At 40.3% G+C, this 18,826-nt stretch carries 17 protein-coding genes; 8 read left to right on the plus strand and 9 right to left on the minus strand.

The genetic code is table 11. The features are described from left to right. Positions 1–3: 3 nt before the first annotated feature. Positions 4–825, minus strand: coding sequence for an rRNA large subunit pseudouridine synthase E (locus tag ACP69Y_RS08445; RefSeq protein WP_425917841.1), 822 nt, complete (start codon positions 823–825; stop codon positions 4–6). Between the two features lie 522 nt (positions 826–1,347). On the opposite strand from ACP69Y_RS08445, the gene ACP69Y_RS08450 reads away from it, so the two are divergent. The 3 genes from ACP69Y_RS08450 (at position 1,348) to ACP69Y_RS08460 (ending at position 4,279) form a co-directional block, all read left to right on the plus strand. Then, positions 1,348–1,488, plus strand: a complete 141-nt coding sequence (locus tag ACP69Y_RS08450) for a hypothetical protein (protein WP_425917843.1) — start codon at positions 1,348–1,350, stop codon at positions 1,486–1,488. 837 nt (positions 1,489–2,325) lie between these two features. Continuing rightward, the gene (gene icd, locus ACP69Y_RS08455; protein WP_425917845.1) at positions 2,326–3,579 is read left to right on the plus strand and encodes an NADP-dependent isocitrate dehydrogenase; all 1,254 of its coding nucleotides are present in this window, start codon (positions 2,326–2,328) and stop codon (positions 3,577–3,579) included. 154 nt (positions 3,580–3,733) lie between these two features. Further along, positions 3,734–4,279, plus strand: coding sequence for a M23 family metallopeptidase (locus ACP69Y_RS08460; protein ID WP_425917847.1), 546 nt, complete (start codon positions 3,734–3,736; stop codon positions 4,277–4,279). A 45-nt stretch (positions 4,280–4,324) separates the two neighbouring features. On the opposite strand, the gene ACP69Y_RS08465 is transcribed toward ACP69Y_RS08460, so the two are convergent. Further along, positions 4,325–5,503 carry a YbfB/YjiJ family MFS transporter gene (locus tag ACP69Y_RS08465; protein ID WP_425917849.1) on the minus strand — a complete coding sequence of 393 codons (1,179 nt, stop codon included), beginning with the start codon at positions 5,501–5,503 and terminating at the stop codon, positions 4,325–4,327. A 231-nt stretch (positions 5,504–5,734) separates the two neighbouring features. Between ACP69Y_RS08465 and ACP69Y_RS08470 the strand changes: the two genes are divergently transcribed. After that, positions 5,735–7,711 (plus strand): acyltransferase family protein, encoded by a 1,977-nt coding sequence (locus tag ACP69Y_RS08470; protein ID WP_425917851.1) that lies wholly within the window; start codon positions 5,735–5,737, stop codon positions 7,709–7,711. Positions 7,712–7,765: 54 nt separating this feature from the next. On the opposite strand, the gene ACP69Y_RS08475 is transcribed toward ACP69Y_RS08470, so the two are convergent. After that, the gene (locus ACP69Y_RS08475) at positions 7,766–9,001 is read right to left on the minus strand and encodes a pyridoxal phosphate-dependent aminotransferase (RefSeq protein WP_425917853.1); all 1,236 of its coding nucleotides are present in this window, start codon (positions 8,999–9,001) and stop codon (positions 7,766–7,768) included. 151 nt (positions 9,002–9,152) lie between these two features. Here ACP69Y_RS08475 and msrB point away from each other — a divergent pair, with 151 nt between their 5' ends. After that, a complete protein-coding gene (msrB, locus tag ACP69Y_RS08480; protein ID WP_425917942.1) occupies positions 9,153–9,572 on the plus strand; it encodes a peptide-methionine (R)-S-oxide reductase MsrB in 420 nt (139 codons plus the stop codon). After that, complete coding sequence (locus ACP69Y_RS08485; protein WP_425917855.1) at positions 9,569–10,051, plus strand: glutathione peroxidase; 483 nt, start codon at positions 9,569–9,571, stop codon at positions 10,049–10,051. Before msrB ends, ACP69Y_RS08485 begins: the two co-directional genes overlap by 4 nt. 549 nt (positions 10,052–10,600) lie before the next feature. Here the strand turns inward: ACP69Y_RS08485 and dapC are convergent. From dapC to ACP69Y_RS08510, 5 genes are all read right to left on the minus strand, one after another. Beyond that, the gene (dapC, locus tag ACP69Y_RS08490; protein ID WP_425917857.1) at positions 10,601–11,770 is read right to left on the minus strand and encodes a succinyldiaminopimelate transaminase; all 1,170 of its coding nucleotides are present in this window, start codon (positions 11,768–11,770) and stop codon (positions 10,601–10,603) included. Between the two features lie 24 nt (positions 11,771–11,794). Beyond that, positions 11,795–14,461 (minus strand): [protein-PII] uridylyltransferase, encoded by a 2,667-nt coding sequence (glnD, locus tag ACP69Y_RS08495; RefSeq protein WP_425917859.1) that lies wholly within the window; start codon positions 14,459–14,461, stop codon positions 11,795–11,797. A 30-nt stretch (positions 14,462–14,491) separates the two neighbouring features. Then, complete coding sequence (purT, locus tag ACP69Y_RS08500; RefSeq protein ID WP_425917861.1) at positions 14,492–15,706, minus strand: formate-dependent phosphoribosylglycinamide formyltransferase; 1,215 nt, start codon at positions 15,704–15,706, stop codon at positions 14,492–14,494. A 160-nt stretch (positions 15,707–15,866) separates the two neighbouring features. After that, on the minus strand, positions 15,867–16,214 hold the full coding sequence (gene ygaH, locus ACP69Y_RS08505; RefSeq protein WP_425917863.1) for an L-valine transporter subunit YgaH: 348 nt from the start codon (positions 16,212–16,214) through the stop codon (positions 15,867–15,869). Continuing rightward, positions 16,204–16,956 carry an AzlC family ABC transporter permease gene (locus tag ACP69Y_RS08510; protein ID WP_425917865.1) on the minus strand — a complete coding sequence of 251 codons (753 nt, stop codon included), beginning with the start codon at positions 16,954–16,956 and terminating at the stop codon, positions 16,204–16,206. Before ACP69Y_RS08510 ends, ygaH begins: the two co-directional genes overlap by 11 nt. Before the next feature lie 101 nt (positions 16,957–17,057). Between ACP69Y_RS08510 and ACP69Y_RS08515 the strand changes: the two genes are divergently transcribed. Both ACP69Y_RS08515 and ACP69Y_RS08520 read left to right on the plus strand, forming a co-directional pair. Continuing rightward, positions 17,058–17,540 carry a hypothetical protein gene (locus ACP69Y_RS08515; RefSeq protein ID WP_425917867.1) on the plus strand — a complete coding sequence of 161 codons (483 nt, stop codon included), beginning with the start codon at positions 17,058–17,060 and terminating at the stop codon, positions 17,538–17,540. A 225-nt stretch (positions 17,541–17,765) separates the two neighbouring features. Further along, on the plus strand, positions 17,766–17,942 hold the full coding sequence (locus ACP69Y_RS08520; RefSeq protein WP_425917869.1) for a hypothetical protein: 177 nt from the start codon (positions 17,766–17,768) through the stop codon (positions 17,940–17,942). A gap of 128 nt (positions 17,943–18,070) precedes the next feature. On the opposite strand, the gene ACP69Y_RS08525 is transcribed toward ACP69Y_RS08520, so the two are convergent. After that, on the minus strand, positions 18,071–18,772 hold the full coding sequence (locus tag ACP69Y_RS08525) for a Crp/Fnr family transcriptional regulator (protein ID WP_425917871.1): 702 nt from the start codon (positions 18,770–18,772) through the stop codon (positions 18,071–18,073). Positions 18,773–18,826 lie beyond the last annotated feature (54 nt).

Here is an 18,826-nt window from a genome sequence, read left to right on the forward strand (position 1 = left end):
ATCTTAACGACCATTACGTCCACGGCCACGAGGGGTTTTGGTATTTGGGCGTGTTGTACCATTGGTTTTACGACGGGGTTTATCCGCATCATCCATTTGCCAAATACGCGTTGTACCACCGCCAGCTTTTTTCTTGCCTTTAAATGGCGCTTCGCCTCTTTCTTCACGAGCTTTATCTTTAGCAACCGAAAAGTGCTGTTTTTTGGTCGAGGTCTTTTTCGCAAAAGAACGACCTTCATACGGTTTATCAGCAGGAACATCTTTAAAGTCTGGGTAAAGTAAAGGTTCGATCTCGACTTGCTCACCCGGTTGCAAGCCAAGTTTTACAATGCTAATGCTACCAATTTGAGTACGAATCAAACGTAAAGTTGGAAAACCAACTGCAGAGGTCATACGACGAACTTGACGATTGCGACCTTCACAAATTTGAATTTCCACCCATGAAGTTGGAACACTCGCCCGGAAACGTACAGGTGGTGTCCGTTCCCATAACCAATCAGGCTCATCAATTTTTTTTGCCTGAGCAGGCAGGGTGATGCCATCTTTAAGCTCAACACCTTTACGAAGTTGTTCTAAAGCTTCTTCAGTGATGTCACCATCGACCTGTACCACATAAGTTTTAAACTTTTTGTTGGCAGGGTTGGTAATGAACTGGTTCAAACCACCATGATCCGTTAAGAACATCAAACCTTCTGAATCTAAATCAAGACGACCAGCAATACGCAGGTCAGGGTCTTGAGTAAAATCAGCCATAGTTTGATGTTTCTCATCGGCACGGAATTGGGAGAGAACGTCATAAGGTTTATTAAGAATAACTATTTTCACAGTAACCTACTAAAAAGATTAAATATAATTTGTTGTGGTTTTCGAGTTACCCGTTTAGTTACCCGTTTTGGGAGGTGGGGGTAAAAGGTGGTAAAGAAAAGCCCACTATGTGGGGGCTATCATATCAGATTCTGTTTTGTGTTCTTCAACTTTATTCTTGACCTATGATGAATACTAAAACCTATTATTTTATAAAAGTTGAATAGGCTGTTTAATTTTATAGAGTTCAGCAAGGCATAAACTATTTAGTCCGAATTCTGTAAACAATGTCGACTTATGAAACTTACTTTAAAGTTTGTAACCTTAAGAGATAACTTCCTTCCCCGGTTGCACTGTTTATTGTGGCTTCTGAAATCAATCATACTATGATAAATAAAATTCATGCATTCAAGAGCTAAGTTTTAATTTCGTATATGATGGCTTACATGCAGTACAAAAAATAATCAAAAGTGATTTGGAAAGCTACAAATTTGAATGATAGTTTAATATTCATATATTTATTTTAATAATTTGAGGTGAAGAATGAAAATGTTGGCCCTATTAAGTGCAGGTATAGCAGCGAGCTATTGTTATAAAACCGTGAAGACAAATAGGCAAAATTCGTTAAAACCTAACTTTGATGAAATTATTAAACAATCGCTACTCAAAGATTTCCTGACCTAGCTCAGGAAAATATTAAGTTTGATAGGTTTGATAAAATAAAGAGGCTATTGAAATGATATGAGTGAAGAACTCAGTTATAAAGAATTTCATTAACCCTATTAAATGTTGGGAATTTAGATAAATTTCTAAAAAATATAACTTAACTAGAACATTTGGAAGTAGCTCACTTTTATAAAACCTATTTATTTAACAGGGTAGCAGTGATACCTCGTTTTTATTTCAATAATTTAAAACAAAAATTATAAAATTGTAAATTAAAAAGACTATTTAAGTTGGGAGAATTAAATAGGCTTTTTACTAACTTCTAAATTAAATTTAATAATATTCTTACCGTGTACAGGTTATAGCAATGAACTTTCTGTATCTATGGATAATATATTAAGGGATTTTAGATTACATTAGATCACATAAGTATGATGCCGACTGGGGTTCAAAAGAGAAATGATTTAGTCGTTTTAACTGAACTTGGCTATATCACGATCAGTAAACTTTACTTTAAAGATACCGGTTTTATATTCAATAAGAATTGATTGAAAAAGATTAAAGTTATGATTATGTGTTTTTAACTTATATAGAGTAGATAAATATAAGTCATTAAAGAATGAGGAATGTAAAAATATTAAGAATGACGACTTTCATAGAAAATGACCATTTTGATAATCATCAAGACCAGAGCGTTAAGTTTTATTTCAGCGAAAAATGGGGTTATTTCCCGTATAAATCTCCAAAAGACTAAAATTCGATTAAAGTATTATGCGATAAGATAAAAAAAGTTGAAAGTATTGCTTCTTGGCAATTATTTTTAAAGTCGTTTGCTACAAAGGGAGAACTTGTACAATGGGTTATCAGAAGATCATAGTTCCTGTGGATGGTAGCAAAATTACCGTAAATGCAGATTTATCACTTAATGTCCCAAACAATCCGATCATTCCTTTCATTGAAGGTGACGGTATTGGTGTAGATATTACACCAGCGATGAAAGCAGTGGTAGATGCCGCGGTTCAAAAGGCTTACGCTGGCAAACGTTCGATCGAGTGGATGGAAGTTTACTGCGGCGAAAAAGCAGATAAAATCTATGGGACTTACATGCCGGAAGAAACGTTTGAAGCGCTTCGCGAGTTCGTTGTTTCGATTAAAGGTCCATTAACGACTCCTGTTGGTGGTGGTATTCGTTCTCTCAATGTCGCTTTACGTCAAGAATTAGACCTTTACGTATGTGTACGTCCAGTTCGCTGGTTCGAAGGTGTTCCTTCTCCAGTTCATCACCCTGAACTGACTGACATGGTGATCTTCCGTGAAAACTCTGAAGATATCTATGCGGGGATTGAATGGAAAGCGGATTCACCAGAAGCTAAAAAAGTCATTAAATTTCTGAAAGAAGAAATGGGCGTGACTAAAATCCGTTTTGAAGATAACTGTGGTATCGGGATCAAGCCAGTCTCTAAAGAAGGGACACAACGTCTGGTTCGTAAAGCCATTCAATTTGCAATCGACAATAACAAGCCTAGCGTGACTTTAGTTCACAAAGGCAACATCATGAAGTATACCGAAGGTGCATTTAAAGAATGGGGTTACGAAGTCGCGCTTGAACGTTTTGGTGGCGAGCTTCTTGACGGTGGTCCTTGGGTGACAATCAAGAGCCCTAAAAACGGTAAAAACATTATCATTAAAGACGTCATTGCTGATGCGTTCTTGCAACAAATCTTGATGCGTCCATCGGATTACTCAGTCATTGCCACGTTGAACTTAAACGGTGACTATATTTCTGATGCACTTGCAGCGGAAGTGGGTGGTATTGGTATTGCTCCTGGTGCAAACATCGGGGGTGCAATCCAAATGTATGAGGCGACTCATGGTACTGCACCTAAATATGCTGGCCAGGACAAAGTAAACCCGGGTTCAATCATTCTTTCTGCGGAAATGATGCTGCGTGACATGGGTTGGACTGAAGCGGCTGACTTGATTATCAAGGGTATTTCTGGTGCGATTGCTGCTAAAACTGTGACTTATGACTTTGAGCGTTTAATGCCTGACGCGACTTTATTACGTTGCTCTGAATTTGGTCAAGCAGTCATCAACAACATGGAATAAGTTGAAGACTTGAGCTGTGGATTAGAAAAACCTGCACGTGTTGCGGGTTTTTTTATATTTACAGAAATCATATTTCATTCAATAGAATTAAAAACTTAAGATGAAATTGATTAAATCACTTTAATTCTTGAAATTAATGCAGCAGCATCGAAAAATGTTCAAAAAGATTTCCTGCATGAGTTTAATGATGACATTCATGCTGCTTTCAGGTTGTCAGCCACCATCCTCTGGCGAAGCAGTAGGCCTTCGTTATCCAATTTTATATATGCAATTGCAACAAATGGACTTGCCTGCACAACTTGCAATGCCGGTTGAAAATATTAAAGCTCGTCAGATTAATGATACTTGGGGTGCAGCACGTAGCGAAGGACGCAAGCATGAAGGTATCGATATTTTTGCCAAGCGAGGAACTTCTGTACTTAGTGCAACACCAGGGATTGTCACTCGAGTCGGAACTAATAATTTGGGGGGTAAGGTGGTCTGGATTACGGGGCCGAATTTAAGCCGACATTATTATGCGCATTTAGACGATTATGCTGATCAGATTCAAGAAGGAGACTGGGTAGAAGTCGGTCAAGTGATTGGTTATGTAGGAAATACCGGTAATGCTAAAAATACCTCGCCACATTTACATTATGGTATTTATCTCAATGGGCAAGGTGCCATCAATCCTTATCCTTATCTGGTTCCAGATTCTTAAAAGTATCAAAATAAATCAAAATAAATCAAAATAAATCAGAATAAATCAGATTTCTCTAATCCTGTGACATTGATCAGATCGGGTATACCAAGCCAATTGTAAAGTTCCCAATAATAGAACCACAGTAGCCAATATAAACTGTTGATGATAAGTTACACCGAAATGTTGCAGGGTACTAAAACTTAATCCGCCAATCAGCTGCACAGATGCAAAACACAGCGTCGCAATACTCCAGAGCTTTTTATACGCCAGGCCATACAGTTGTAAAATCGTATAAGAGGTCAAAAACACCACGGCCGGATTGAGCATGCCGGTAAAAAAGGATGAGGCAAAAGTCAGCAGTGGACTGGTGTTTAATGTGGCAATAAAAATTGCCACAATGTAGAGACTATACAGAATTTTCAGACTGGTAAAATTTCCAAATTTTCTTGCCAGTGAGTAAGCGGCAAAAGCCCCCAAAGCGCTGCCTACGCCATACAGAATCCAGTTAAAATTGATCCAGAACAGATTCAGTCCCAGTTCATGGCTGAGATAGTCAATCCAGAATAATGAATGCGGAATATAGGCAAATGCACTGCAAGCATACACAATCATCAAGCTATAAAAGATTGCATTGAGTGGGGTCTTAGATAGACTCTGAACGGTTTGTGCAGACAAATGATACTTAAATTGTTGCAGTAGCACACTTAAGCAAATACAAATAATCAGCGCAAATCCACATAAAATAAGCCAGGCTGTCTGTATCGAAATTTGATCCAGATAAGGCAAGAAAAGCGTAGCCACTAAAACACCAAGACCAATTCCACTAAAACCAATAAAATTAATTTTAAAACGATCCTGGATATCACAGCATTGTGCAACCACACTAGGGGATAAGATCATTAATAAGCCACCGCTGATCCCCGAAATCACACGCCAGAAGATATACCAAGCTTGAGGGAAATTTGCAAAAGCACAGCACATTAAACTGAACATTCCCGCAATTGCGGCAATCTGAATGTAAAGGGTCATGCTTTTGTTTTGAGGCAATCGCATGGCTGCAAAAGCACCCATCAGATAGCCGAGTAAATTGGCACTCCCTAAAAGACTGGCAAAACCGATTGACCAGTCAAATGCTTCACGTGTGCTGGGTAACAGTGCGGTATAGGAAAAACGTAAAATACCAATTCCTAAACACATGCTGAGGCATAAAAAAAGACTAAGCTTGAGATTGTTTGAGGACATCCGTGTGCTCGCAGCTATTTCGTATTGATTCAACACAATAGATAACATGACTCCCAAACAATGAATAGGATCAGACCTTACAAACGCTACAAAAATATCGATATTCGAGTCATTAAGTAATATTTAAGACTGCTCTTATAGAGTTGAGTGACATATAGCCCTTTATTTTGAAAATTGAATTTTTTCAATAAAGGCATACAATGCCGCTAATTTATTATACTTTTTGGAATTATGAACTTTTCATATCGCGCTGATATAGATGGCTTAAGGGCTATCGCCGTTTTAATGGTGATTTTTAACCATATCGGATTATCTTTCTTTTCTGGAGGATATATTGGTGTCGATGTCTTTTTTGTGATTTCAGGTTATTTGATTACCCTCATTTTAACCCATGAGATTCAGTCCAAACGGTTTTCCATCGCACGGTTTTACAAGAAGCGTGTGGTACGTCTAGCACCTGCTTATTTTACGGTGCTCAGCGTTGTCAGTGTCATTGCCTGGCAGGTGATGCTACCTGGTGACTTGACCCAATATTTTGATAGTGTCATGTACGCAACCTTGCTGATGGCAAATATCTATATGCGCAATGAAGTGGGAGATTACTTTAGCCAGAGTGCTGAAGGTATTTCTTTACTGCATTTATGGTCGCTTGGGGTAGAAGAGCAGTTCTATATTTTCTGGCCTTTGTTGTTATTGCTGTTTGTTGGAAAGGTATCGCGTAAATATACCTGGGCTATTATCACGACCTTAATCATGACCTTATTGGTTTATGCCCAGTATAAATTGACTCAAAATGCAGAGAAGGCTTACTACAGTATGCCAGTACGTGCCTTTGAGTTGCTTATTGGTGCATTGATTGGCTTTTTACCACAACTTAAGCTGCCAAAAAAAATAGTGCAAAGTCTGGTTTGGCTCGGTTTAATCGTATTGTTTGCGGCAGCAGCATATTTTAATGAAAAGACTCCATTTCCGGGAGTAATGGCACTTATCCCGTGTTTGGCGACAGCCTTCATTATTTATCTTGGGCAATGTTCACCTTCAAGTAATGTGTTACTCAACAATCCTCTGAGTACCTGGATTGGAAGAATTTCTTATCCTTTGTATTTATGGCACTGGCCTATTATCGTATTGTTTGGCATTTATATGCGGCCATTAAATACAGAAAATCAGGCTGTGATTGTACTATTGTCTATTCTGTTGGCATTTTTAACCTATCAACTGATTGAAAAACCAAGCAAACGTTTTGTGATGATGGCTAATTACAAAGTGATAATCATTGGCTTTCTGGTGCCAGCCCTCAGTTTTATTGCTATTGCCAAGACCATCAATATCAATAAAGGTTTTCCAGATCGATTCCCCGAGTCTGTTTATATCAAACAACAAGCACTTAATTCATTTGCGCATGTGATCCGAAATAAATGTATGGATATTGAGGACCCGAAAGCATTACCTGCTCAGGATGATTGCATATTGGGCAAAGCGAAAGCCAGCGTCGATTTTTTATTGATCGGTGATTCTCATGCCAATGCTTATACCGCGATGCTGGACGTATGGGCTAAAGATGCCAATTTACGCGGCTATGACGTCACTCAAAGTTCAACTTTTTATTTACCTGAGGTGCAGCGTTTTGAATCTAATTTTAATCGTTGGGAAGAGCTGAGCGAATTTAAATTAAGAAATGAGGCCATTACCGCTCATCTTGCAAAAACACATTATCCAAGCATTATTTTAGCGGGTTCATATGTACCGTATTTTGGGTCTGAGGTAAAACTTGAAGATGGTATTCATCATTCAAATGAAGAAATATTCAAAAACGGTTTTATGAAAGCGCTGGAAATTGCCTATCAGTCCAGTGATCAAGTCATATTGCTCAATGATGTCCCTCGCTTAGATCAAGACGGGGTGCCGGCCGATTGTAATCTACGCAATGAAATTTTAAATACTCAGGATCAATGTACTGTTTCTAGACGCAACTATGAGGTACAGCTCATGAAATTTAATCGAATTGTTGCAGAAGCAAAACTGAAATACCCTGACTTGAAAATTATTGATCCTGCGAAGGCGATGTGTAATCAGCAGGCCTGTAAAATTATGATCAACAATGTGCCTTTATACCGAAATAAAGACACCAACCATATTAATAATCAGGGTTCGCGGCAATTAGGGATTGAATATTTAAAACAGTATGGCAATCCGCTTAAAGACTAACAGCAGCCATAAAAAAACCGCGTTATCAAACGCGGTTTTTCTTCATTTCAGAAATTAGCGCATTTTTGCCAGGAAGCGACCTAAACGGGTAATGGCTTCACGAAGTTCATTTTCAGCTGGCAAGAACACTACACGGAAATGATCAGGAGTCGGCCAGTTGAAACCCGTCCCTTGAACCAGTAACACTTTTTCAGCACGTAAAAAGTCGAGCATGAATTTTTCGTCATCTTGAATCGGATAAATTTCCGGATCAAGTTTAGGGAAACAGTACATTGCACCTTCTGGTTTGACACAAGATACGCCCGGAATTTCATTCAACATTTCCCAGGCGATATTTCGTTGTTCATATAAACGACCGCCTGGACGAATCAAATCATTGATTGATTGATAGCCACCAAGTGCTGTTTGAATGGCATATTGTGCTTGGTGGTTGGCACATAGGCGCATTGAGGCCAACATGTCTAAACCTTCAATGTAGTCCATTGCACGTGATTTATCACCGGTAATGGCCATCCAGCCTGAACGGAAACCGGCAATACGATATGCTTTAGACAAGCCATTAAACGAGATACAGAGTTGATCGCCGGCAAGCGCAGCCACAGCGACATGTTCAATACCGTCATAAACAATTTTGTCGTAAATTTCATCTGCAAATAAAATAAGATCATATTTTTTTGCAAGTGCAACAATCTGTTCTAGTACATGGCGTGGATAAACTGCCCCCGTTGGATTATTTGGGTTGATAATCACAATACCTCGGGTATTGGGCGTGATTTTGCTTTCCATATCCGCAATGTCAGGATACCAGTAGTTTTCTTCATCACATTTGTAATGAATCGCCGTACCACCTGACAAGTTTACCGCAGCAGTCCACAAAGGATAATCCGGCATGGGAACCAGCATTTCATCGCCATCGTCCAGCAAGCCTTGCATTGCAATGACAATCAGTTCGGACACGCCATTACCGAGATACACATCATTAACGTGCATGTCGCGAATGCCTTTTTGCTGGTAATACTGACAAATCGCTTTACGCGCAGGGAAAATCCCTTTTGAGTCTGTATAACCCACGGCATTAGGTAAGTTTAAAGCGACATCATTAATAATTTCTTGTGGCGCTTCAAAGCCAAAGGGGGCGGGATTACCGATATTGAGTTTAATAATCTTATGCCCGGCTTCTTCCATTTCATTGGCCGCTCGTAACACAGGTCCGCGAATGTCGTAGCATACATGCTCGAGCTTAGACGATTTCTTAATTTCGCGAGGCGTAGTGTTACCTAAAACGGACATATTTCCATCCAACTATATAAGGGTTCGAAAAAATAGATTACTGAAATATCACAATCTATATTGAAATTTAGCTAGATATTTTTTTAGCTCTAGCGTAAATATGAAGTACTGAAGCATGACACTGAACGTCAAAGATTTAAAGGAGTTAGTGATGGGAAAACTCAATAAAACAGACCGAGAATGGCAAAGAGAGTTATCACCAGACGAATTTCGCATTACGCGACAAAAGGGGACCGAGCCAGCATTTACAGGAAAATACTGGAATACCAAGCAAGCAGGAACATATATTTGTCGCTGTTGTGGCGCTGAATTGTTCTCTTCAGACACTAAATATGATAGTGGTAGTGGCTGGCCAAGTTTTTACAAACCGATTGCCAGTGGTGCAATTGATGAGAATCAGGATGCGACGCATGGTATGGTGAGAACAGAAATTGTTTGTCATCATTGTGACGCACATTTAGGACATGTTTTTGAAGATGGCCCACAGCCAACAGGGTTACGCTATTGCGTAAATTCAGCTTCATTAGAATTAAAAACACAAGAAAAAAATGACGAGGAAACATATCCATGACCAACATTTATCAGTTTGAGGCTGAGTTGTTAGATGGAAAAAATAAATCATTTGCCGATTATGAAGGCAAGGTTTTATTGATTGTAAATACTGCTAGTAAATGCGGTTTTACCCCCCAGTTTGCAGGTCTTGAGAAATTGTATGAAAAATACAAAGATCAGGGATTGGAGGTTTTGGGATTCCCTTGTAATCAGTTCGGCGGGCAAGATCCAGGATCGAATGATCAAATCGGGGCTTACTGCCAAAAAAATTATGGCGTAACATTTCCTATGTTTTCAAAGGTCGATGTAAAAGGCCCAGAAGCACACATTTTATTCCGTTATTTGACCAATAACAGTAAAGGAATTCTAGGCAATGGGATTAAATGGAACTTTACCAAGTTCTTGATTGGTAAAGACGGCAAAGTGTTAAACCGTTTTGCACCGACCACGAAACCTGAGGATTTAGAAAGTGAAGTAGAAGCTGCTTTAGCCAAGTAGTTTTGCATAAAGAATAACAATTAAAGGCGATCGAAAGATCGCCTTTAATTCATTTATATTGTGTAGGAAAATGTCAAAAAAGCCATTTTTCCAAGTTTAACTGCATTGCTATTGGTCTGTGCGCCAAGCACAGTGTTTGCAAATAGTTAAAAAATTGATGCATTGTCGCAAAGCCTAACCACACCGCAAAAAAGTATGCACTGCCACTATTGGACTATAAAATCATTCAAAACTGCTGAAGAAAAGTTAGCAGATTAACTCTGCCAACACTCAATTTTACCGCAACAGAGTTAAGCCTGCTAAATCACCAGTAAAAGTAAAAATGACCGTGAGAGCAAGTAGTGGGATGATTGACGAAGTCGAAATATTAAAAAGTACCGGCTTAAAAGTACTGGATGCTAATAGTGATTGATGCGGTGATGCAGGCAAAACTTGAATCTATTGCCATGGTCGATCGAAATATTACCTGTAACTTAATTCATGAGCTGGAAATAAATAATCCACTGTAGAAACAGTGGATTATTTTAAATCAGGTGAGTACTTAAAGCATTAGAGAATGGCTTTTAGGCGCTGAATTGCTTGCTCACATTGCGCAATATCTGCAACCAAGGCTAAACGTACGTGATTTTCACCCGGATTGCCGTGTTCAGTATCACGAGACAGGTAACGTCCGGGAAGCACTTTAATATGCGCTTTTTCCATCAGCATTTTGGCAAATGCTTCATCATTGTCTACTTTTAACCAGTAATAAAAACCTGCATCCGGTTTTTTCAGTGGCAATAAGTGCCCTAACTCTTTCTGGAACAGATCAAACTTGGCACGATACAGCTTACGGTTTTCTTCCACATGTGTTTCATCGTCCCAAGCGGCAATTGATGCCAGCTGATGTTGAACCGGCATCGCTGCACCATGATAGGTACGGTATTGCAAATATGGCTTAAGTAAGGCTGCGTCACCAGCGACAAAACCTGAACGCATGCCCGGTAAGTTTGAGCGTTTAGAAAGTGAATGGAACACGACACAGTTTTTATAGTCGTCACGTCCAATTTCAGCGCAAACTTCAAGTAAGCCCACTGGTGCTTCAGCAAACCAGAGTTCTGAATAACATTCATCCGATGCAATAACAAAGTTATATTTGTCTGAAAGTTCAATCAATTTCTTGAATTGTTCTTTAGACAATACAGCGCCAGTTGGATTGCCCGGTGTGCAGACAAAGAGTAATGCTGTTTTTTCCCAGACTTCCGCAGGAACGGCATCAAAATCACCGAGGTAATTGTTTTCTTTTGTGCAGTTAATGAAGTACGGTTTTGCACCGGCAAGCAAAGTTGCACCTTCATAAATTTGATAGAACGGATTTGGCATCACCACATACGGTGCATCTTCACGGTTCACCAAAGCTTGAACAAAAGAGAAGATCGCTTCACGTGTTCCTGAAACGGGAAGAACACTAGTTTCAGCACTAATACTATTCAGCTTGAAACGACGGGTCAGCCAGTTGGCAATGCTTTGGCGAAGCTCTGGCAAACCTTTACTGTTCGGGTAAGTCGATAAATGTTTAAAGTTGTCAATAATTGCTTGTTTTACAAACTCTGGCGCAGGATGCTTCGGTTCACCAATCGATAATGGAATCAGTGGTAAATCTGCAGGTGTTATATCTTGAAAAAGTTTATTTAACTTTTCAAAAGGATAGGGGTGCAATAATGACAAACTTGAGTTCATGAAATCGATACCGCTTAATTTAAGTTAATGTTGGCTAGAGACTTGATTCGAGGCTTCATCCAATGCTAATTTTAATTGTGCAGCAAAAGTTTGAGCTTCTGAATCGGACATCGGAATGCCATCTTTTTTAGTGACAAAGAAAATATCTTCTGCGCGTTCACCCAAGGTCGCAATTCTAGCAGAGTGAATATCTAAACCTTGCATCATAAATAAACCGCCTACTTTGGCAAGCAAACCCGGATGGTCAAGTGTTGCTATTTCCACCATGTTTTGCTGTAGCGCAGCATTCATGGTGATGTCGACAGTATTTTCAATATCAAAATGGCGTAACTGGCGTGGAATACGACGTTGCATTAGACCTGGATATTTATCCGATTGACTCAGTGCTTTAACTAAAGCTTCAATCACGGTTTCTTCACGTTCAGGGTCGGTCAGTAAGGTACCGAAACGGTCGAGAACCACATAGGTATCCAAACTAAATGCAGTGGAAGCAGTAATAATTCGCGCATCTTGAACGTCTAGATTCATACGGTCAAATACAGCAACTGTGGTGGCAAATAAATTGGGCTGATCTTGCGTATAAATAAAAATCTGCACCGCATCTTGGGCGTATTGACGATGGGCCCGCATTAACACCAACGGTTCAGTGTTATGACCATGTTGCAAGATTGCACGGGTATGCCATGCAATTTCATCGGCTGATTCCTTAATGAAATATTCATCGCCGAGTTCCTGCCAAACGGTTTCTACATCGTAGAGCGAGAAATCATTGACCAACAGTTCACTGGCTGCAAATTTGGTGTCTTCAATCAGCATTTGATAATCGACAGGACGCCCAAGACCGGTACGAATCACATCACGTGCGTGGGTATAAAGCTGACGCATTAAGGAAGCACGCCAGGTATTCCAAAGTTTTGGATTGGTCGCGTTAATATCTGCTACTGTCAATGTATACAGATAATCCAGATGTTCCATATCACCGAGTTTTTCAGCAAAAGCTTGAACCACATCAGGATCGGAAATATCTTTCTTCTGCGCCGTCATCGACATGAGCAAGTGGCTTTGAATCAGCCATGCCACCAGATTGCATTCACGTTCTGTAAAGCCATGTTTGCGACAGAACTTGATTGCATCTTGTGCCCCAAGTTCGCTGTGATCACCACCGCGACCTTTGGCAATGTCATGGAATAAAGCAGCCAAATAAACAATATCGCGACGTGCCAGACGCTGGAAGACTGAACTGACCACAGGGAAATTTTTGGCAAATTCAGGCTCTTTAAAACGGTTTAAATTACGCAGCAATAATAGGGTATGCGCATCTACGGTATAAATATGGAACAGGTCATATTGCATCAGGCCCATAATTTGGCCGAATGCAGGAATATAATTGCCTAAAACGCTGTATCGCTTCATCGCAACCAAAGTGTCATAAAGACGATGCGGTGAACGAATAATCGCCATAAATAAGGCTTGATGTCGAGGATTATCTCTATAGCTTTGATCAATACGTTTTGCAGCAAGGATCAGAAGACGTAAAGTACGTGCGCGAATGCCTTCTATTTCAGGGCGATTGGCCAATAAATAGAAAATTTCTAGAATGGCACTTGGTCGTTCCGAGAAAATTTTGTGATGCTGTACCGCAAGTTTGCCATCTACCAGTTTGAAGTTTTCATTAATTTCTTCAATTTTGCGTTCATAGTTGGGCAAACGTGGCGTAATCACCGATTCATTAAAGTAAGCCAGCAGCATTTCATTGAGTGTTGAGACTTGCTGTGCGCTACGATAATAACGCTTCATAAATTGTTCAATCGGGTAGTTTGGCGATTGATGTTCTTCACGCGTGTAGCCAAAGAGTGCTGCAATATCGCGTTGGTAATCGAACAATAGACGGTTTTCATCGCGCTTGGTTAAGCGGTGTAAGTGATGGCGGATTTCCCACAAAAAACTTTCCGCTTCTTCTAAAACCCCGAGTTCAAAATCGGAAATAAAACCTAAATGCACCAGATCATAAATACGATTGACCCGGAAATGGCGTTTCGCAATCCACCCAATCTGATTGATGTCACGAATACCGCCCGGTGCATTTTTAATATCCGGTTCTAGATTACTTTCAGTATTGTTATGTTGGGCATAGCGTCGTGCCTGCTCATCCATTTTGGCATCAAAAAAGGTCTTGTCTGTCCAGGTTTGCGAAACAATACGACGCGGCCATTTGGCTAAATGTTGATTGCCAATAATCAAGCGTGACTCAATCAGGGCAGTGGCTACAGTTAAATCACTGGTAGCTTGTTCCACACAATGGGAAATGGTACGTACACTAATGCCGGGCTTGAAATTGCCCACGTCCCAAAGTGATGAAATAAAGATTGAAATCAATTTTTCCTGATCGGGAGTGATTTCATCTTCCGATAAAATCATGATGTCGACATCGGAATACGGCAACATTTCCCGACGACCATAACCGCCCACGGCAAATAGACCTAAATCCGTCTGATCCAGTTCGGCATGTTTCCAAAGAAACTGTAATGCTTCATCAATCAAATTGGATCGGGCTGAAATCACCTCACGAATCGACTGTCCATTTTCAAAACCTTGTTGAAGCTGCTTTTCAACATCTGTACGCCATTGATTAATCGCCTGAATGTCATGGTTACTTTTAACGTAATTCAACAGCGGAGAGGTATTGATCATGAACAGGGGTCCGTAAATAAGGTGATACGTTTAGTTTTGCTGGACAATGACTTGAGTCGCTGTATGTAATGCAAGTTCACGTGCCTGATCGGTTGTTTCAGCACGTGCCGTTGCCACACCCATGCGACGACGTTTAAAACCTTCGGGTTTACCAAAAAGGCGTAAATCGGTGTCCGGATTAGACAAAGCAAGATTTAAGCCAGAAAAAGACAGATTGGTATCATCAACGCCTGCATAAATAACCGCACTTGCTGCAACACTATGGCGTGTGGTATTGACCGGGAGGCCTAAAATGGCACGTGCGTGTAGTTCAAATTCGCTCTGGAATTGCGATGCAAGTGTCACAAGCCCCGTGTCATGCGGGCGTGGTGAGACTTCACTAAACCATACTTTATCGCCTTTGACAAACAGTTCGACCCCAAAAATACCGCAACCGCCCAAGGCTGCTGTTACTTTATGTGCAATCCGTTTAGATTCCTCTAAAGCTGCCGGAGTCATGGCTTGCGGCTGCCAGCTTTCGACATAATCGCCTGCATCTTGACGGTGTCCGATTGGATCGCAGTATTGGGTTTCGATTTCACCCGTTTCTGCATTTTTAGCACGAACTGTCAGTAAGGTAATTTCGAAGTCAAAATCAATTTGTGATTCCACAATGACTTTGCCTTGATTCACACGACCGCCAGTTTGAGCATATTCCCAAGCCGCATCAACCTCATCAAAATTTTTAACCCGCGATTGTCCTTTACCTGAAGAAGACATCACCGGTTTGACGAAATTTGGATAGCCAATGTCATCACAAGCAGCGCGGAAAGATTCAATCGAGTCGGCAAAACGATAAGCAGAAGTTGGTAGACCCAGTTCTTCGGCGGCCAAACGGCGGATACCTTCACGGTTCATGGTGAGGTTGACGGCTTTTGCTGATGGAATAACAGTCGCAATATTTTGTTGTTCGATATCGACTAAAACTTCAGTCGCAATAGCTTCAATTTCAGGAATAATTAGATTGGGTTTAACTTGTTGTATAAGTTGTTTGAGTTGTTCGGCATCTGCCATATTTAAAGTATAAGCATAATGTGCAACTTGCATGGCAGGTGCATGATCATAACGGTCTGCTGCATGGACTTCCACACCGAGACGTTGTAGAGAAATCACCACTTCTTTACCCAACTCTCCTGAACCTAATAGCAAAACTTTAAACGCAGAAGCTTGAAGGGGAGTACCAATAGTCACGCTCATGTAAATCATCCATGCTTGATTTTATGGGCTTTTAGCATAGCAGAACTGATTGGTGTGTTAAGCCTGGATTCACATAAAATAATGATATTGTCTAACAATTTTATTTATAAAGTAGTTTGAAAAATCTCCCTAAATCCCTCTTTGTAAAAGAGGGACTTTTATAGGGGATTTAGAAGGAAAAAGGCACATAGGTATAAATCAAACCATAGGTCACGGCTGCGGTTAGAGTCGCAGGAACAATTTGCTTAAACTTAAAATACAGTCCGACTAAGGTTAAAAAACCCATCAGCATGGCAAAGCTTTTATTTGGGGTTTCCAACAGCGGCGGAAGGGTTGCAACGACCAGCATGGAACTAATCGCGGCAATGCCAATACTGCCTAAGGCAATTTTGATCCAGACCGAACCACGCTTTTGCGAATTTTTCTGGTGTTTTTGAAGCACATAAAAAGGACCGAAACGTGAAGCAAAATTGGCAATCCCGACAATGATCCCCACCAGAATAATTTCAAGATTCATGAGGCTCTCCAAACTCATCATGCTGTTTTAAAACATAGTGCTTAAATAAACCGGCTAAAATACCAGATAAAATTCCAATGAAAATCGCAGCCGATAAATTAATGAAATAGCAGGCGATAGCGGAAACTATTAAACAAACAGCGACGATAAAGGTGTGTTTCTTTTCAAAGGCGGCAAGCAGGAAACTTAAGAACAGCGCAGGAAGCAGGAAATCCAGTGCTGCTTGTAAGAATTGCGGCAAATTGCTGACCTGATCTGCAAATAAGCCACCCAAGAACGAACCTAAAGCCCATGATATCCAGCTGAACAGGCTTACCCCTAACATCCAGGACTCCGACCATTCTTGACGACGTTGCGATAGTTTAATCATCCCTGAAGCAAACACTTCATCGGTTAAGCCCCAAGCCCAAAAGGCTGTTTTCTTTAGGTTTAATTTATCTTGAATTAGGTTTTGCAGCGCTGGGCCATAGAGTAGATGACGAATGTCTAAGGCAATTACCGTGAGCGCTGTCATCCAGATGGATGTACCACTACCCAGTAAAGCCACCACTAAAAATTGACTGGCACCAGCATACATGGAGCAGGATAAAAACAGCGCTTCCCAAGGGGTAAAGCCAAATTGTGTCGCAGAAACACCGAAAGCAAAAGAAACTGGAAGATAGGTAAAAATAATGGCTTGACTATCTTTAGCGCCTTGCCAAAAGCCAGCAGGTTGTACTGGAGGGATTTTGTGCTCAGACACGACACACCTAAGGAGAGTTAGACAATGAGGGTAAAATGTTGATTGAGTATTCTACCCGAATTCACTAGCATAGTGCCGAAATGTTTGTATAGGCAGCTGATATGTTTGCGTTCGAATCACGTGCAATAGTGATGATCTCTGTGCTGTGCAGTATTTTTGCATTGCAGGCTTGTGGTCAGTCTTCTGAACAACCCGAGCAGAAAGTTGAAATTAAGGCTGCACCGAAGCTCACAAATGATGCGACCACTTATGCCAATGAAGCCTGGAAATTCATCAATCAGGTCGATGGTTTGGTATATGCAAAACAACTGGATGTGCTTGAAGAACAGGTCCGTAAGCCTGCCCGCAAGTTAAGTACCGATTGGCGCATTAATGTCAAAATGACCGACTCGGTGACTGAAGGCAAATATGCCCTCTGTCGTAAAGCGTTGACCAGTCTGGAAATATGGGCGCGCGAAAGCATAGATCAATCAAGTTCGGTTGCACAAAAGCAGGCAGATTACGAACGAGATAAAGCACAGTGCAAGGATGCAATTGATAATCCTGCGCTGGGAAATACTGACCCGAAAAAGAAAGGGGTTTAAGAAAGATAAAGCGAGGCAGATGCCTCGTTTTTTTTCGTCCATTTTTTGAATTTTATTTCTACTTATAGTTTTAAAAAATGAATAAGAGAATAAAACGATAACTTAATAAAAATATAGAATTATCATTAAGTGATAATATATTTATAATAATACCTGCAGAATCTACAATTTTTTTGATAAAAATCTAAATAATTTCTATTTAGTTAATAGTTAGGAGTAAAAAAGATGCTTGACAAAGTGTTTTTTTTAATAAGTTTAGCGCTCGCAGTAAGTGCTTTTAGTAGTGTGGTATATGCGTCTGAACAAGTTGAGGCGATTCAATCTTCCTCAAATAGCGAACAGGAAGTTGCGCCATGTACAAATGGTTTTGATGATGTAAATGTTTGCCAGTTACGTTCGTAATAGATCGCTATAAGAATGATAAGTGCGATATTAATATAAACCTAATGAGGCCTGAATAAGATAAATACTGCAACGGTATTGCCTCTTAATCATTCATACCTTTTTTAATATCTAATATATTTTGGTATTCAAAGGCTTGGAAAAGCATGCGCAATTCGATGCAATTCTGGCAAATCTAAAATTTCAATTTTCCGAAAAGAAAGTCGCAAAATATTCTGCTTCTCTAAGGCTTGTAATTCCTGGTTCACGGTTTGTCTAGAACAGGTCAGCATTTGCGCCAATTGTTCTTGAGATGAATGAATGACATTCTTCTCAATCATCACATGATTACCATAGCCATTTAAAATAAAGATTAAGCGCTGCGCTAAACGTTGGGTGAGGCTTTGGGTCTGAATTGCAATGAGCTCTAAAAAAGCAAATCGTAACTTTTGACTGGTCAATTGTGCAATGTGATACCAAAAAATGGGATGTTCTGCGAGCAACTTTTGCATGGCTAGACTTGGAATATGCAGGATTAGACTTTTTTGAATCGCAATGGCATCGTGCGAGCGGGGTTGAGCATCGACCAGTGAGATTTCGCCAAACCACATAATCGGTTCTACAATCGCCGCTACAGATTCTTTACCTTCAATATCAATATAACCCAGGCGAACAGCACCTTCTAAAACAGCATAGATGCCATTGAATATATCCCCCGAATGAAAGATGGCTTGTTCCTTAGTAAAATGCTGTTGCACCGCATGGCTCACGATGAATTCCTTAAACAGCACAGGCAATTGTGCAAACCATACATTCTGCTCTAAATGTTCAATATAAATGGGTTCCAGCACTTCAATTCCTTTTTGAGGTGAGTTGTCATTTAGCCGACAACTTTGTCTTTGGTT

This window comes from Acinetobacter sp. TSRC1-2, assembly GCF_049895885.1.
Taxonomy (GTDB): domain Bacteria; phylum Pseudomonadota; class Gammaproteobacteria; order Pseudomonadales; family Moraxellaceae; genus Acinetobacter.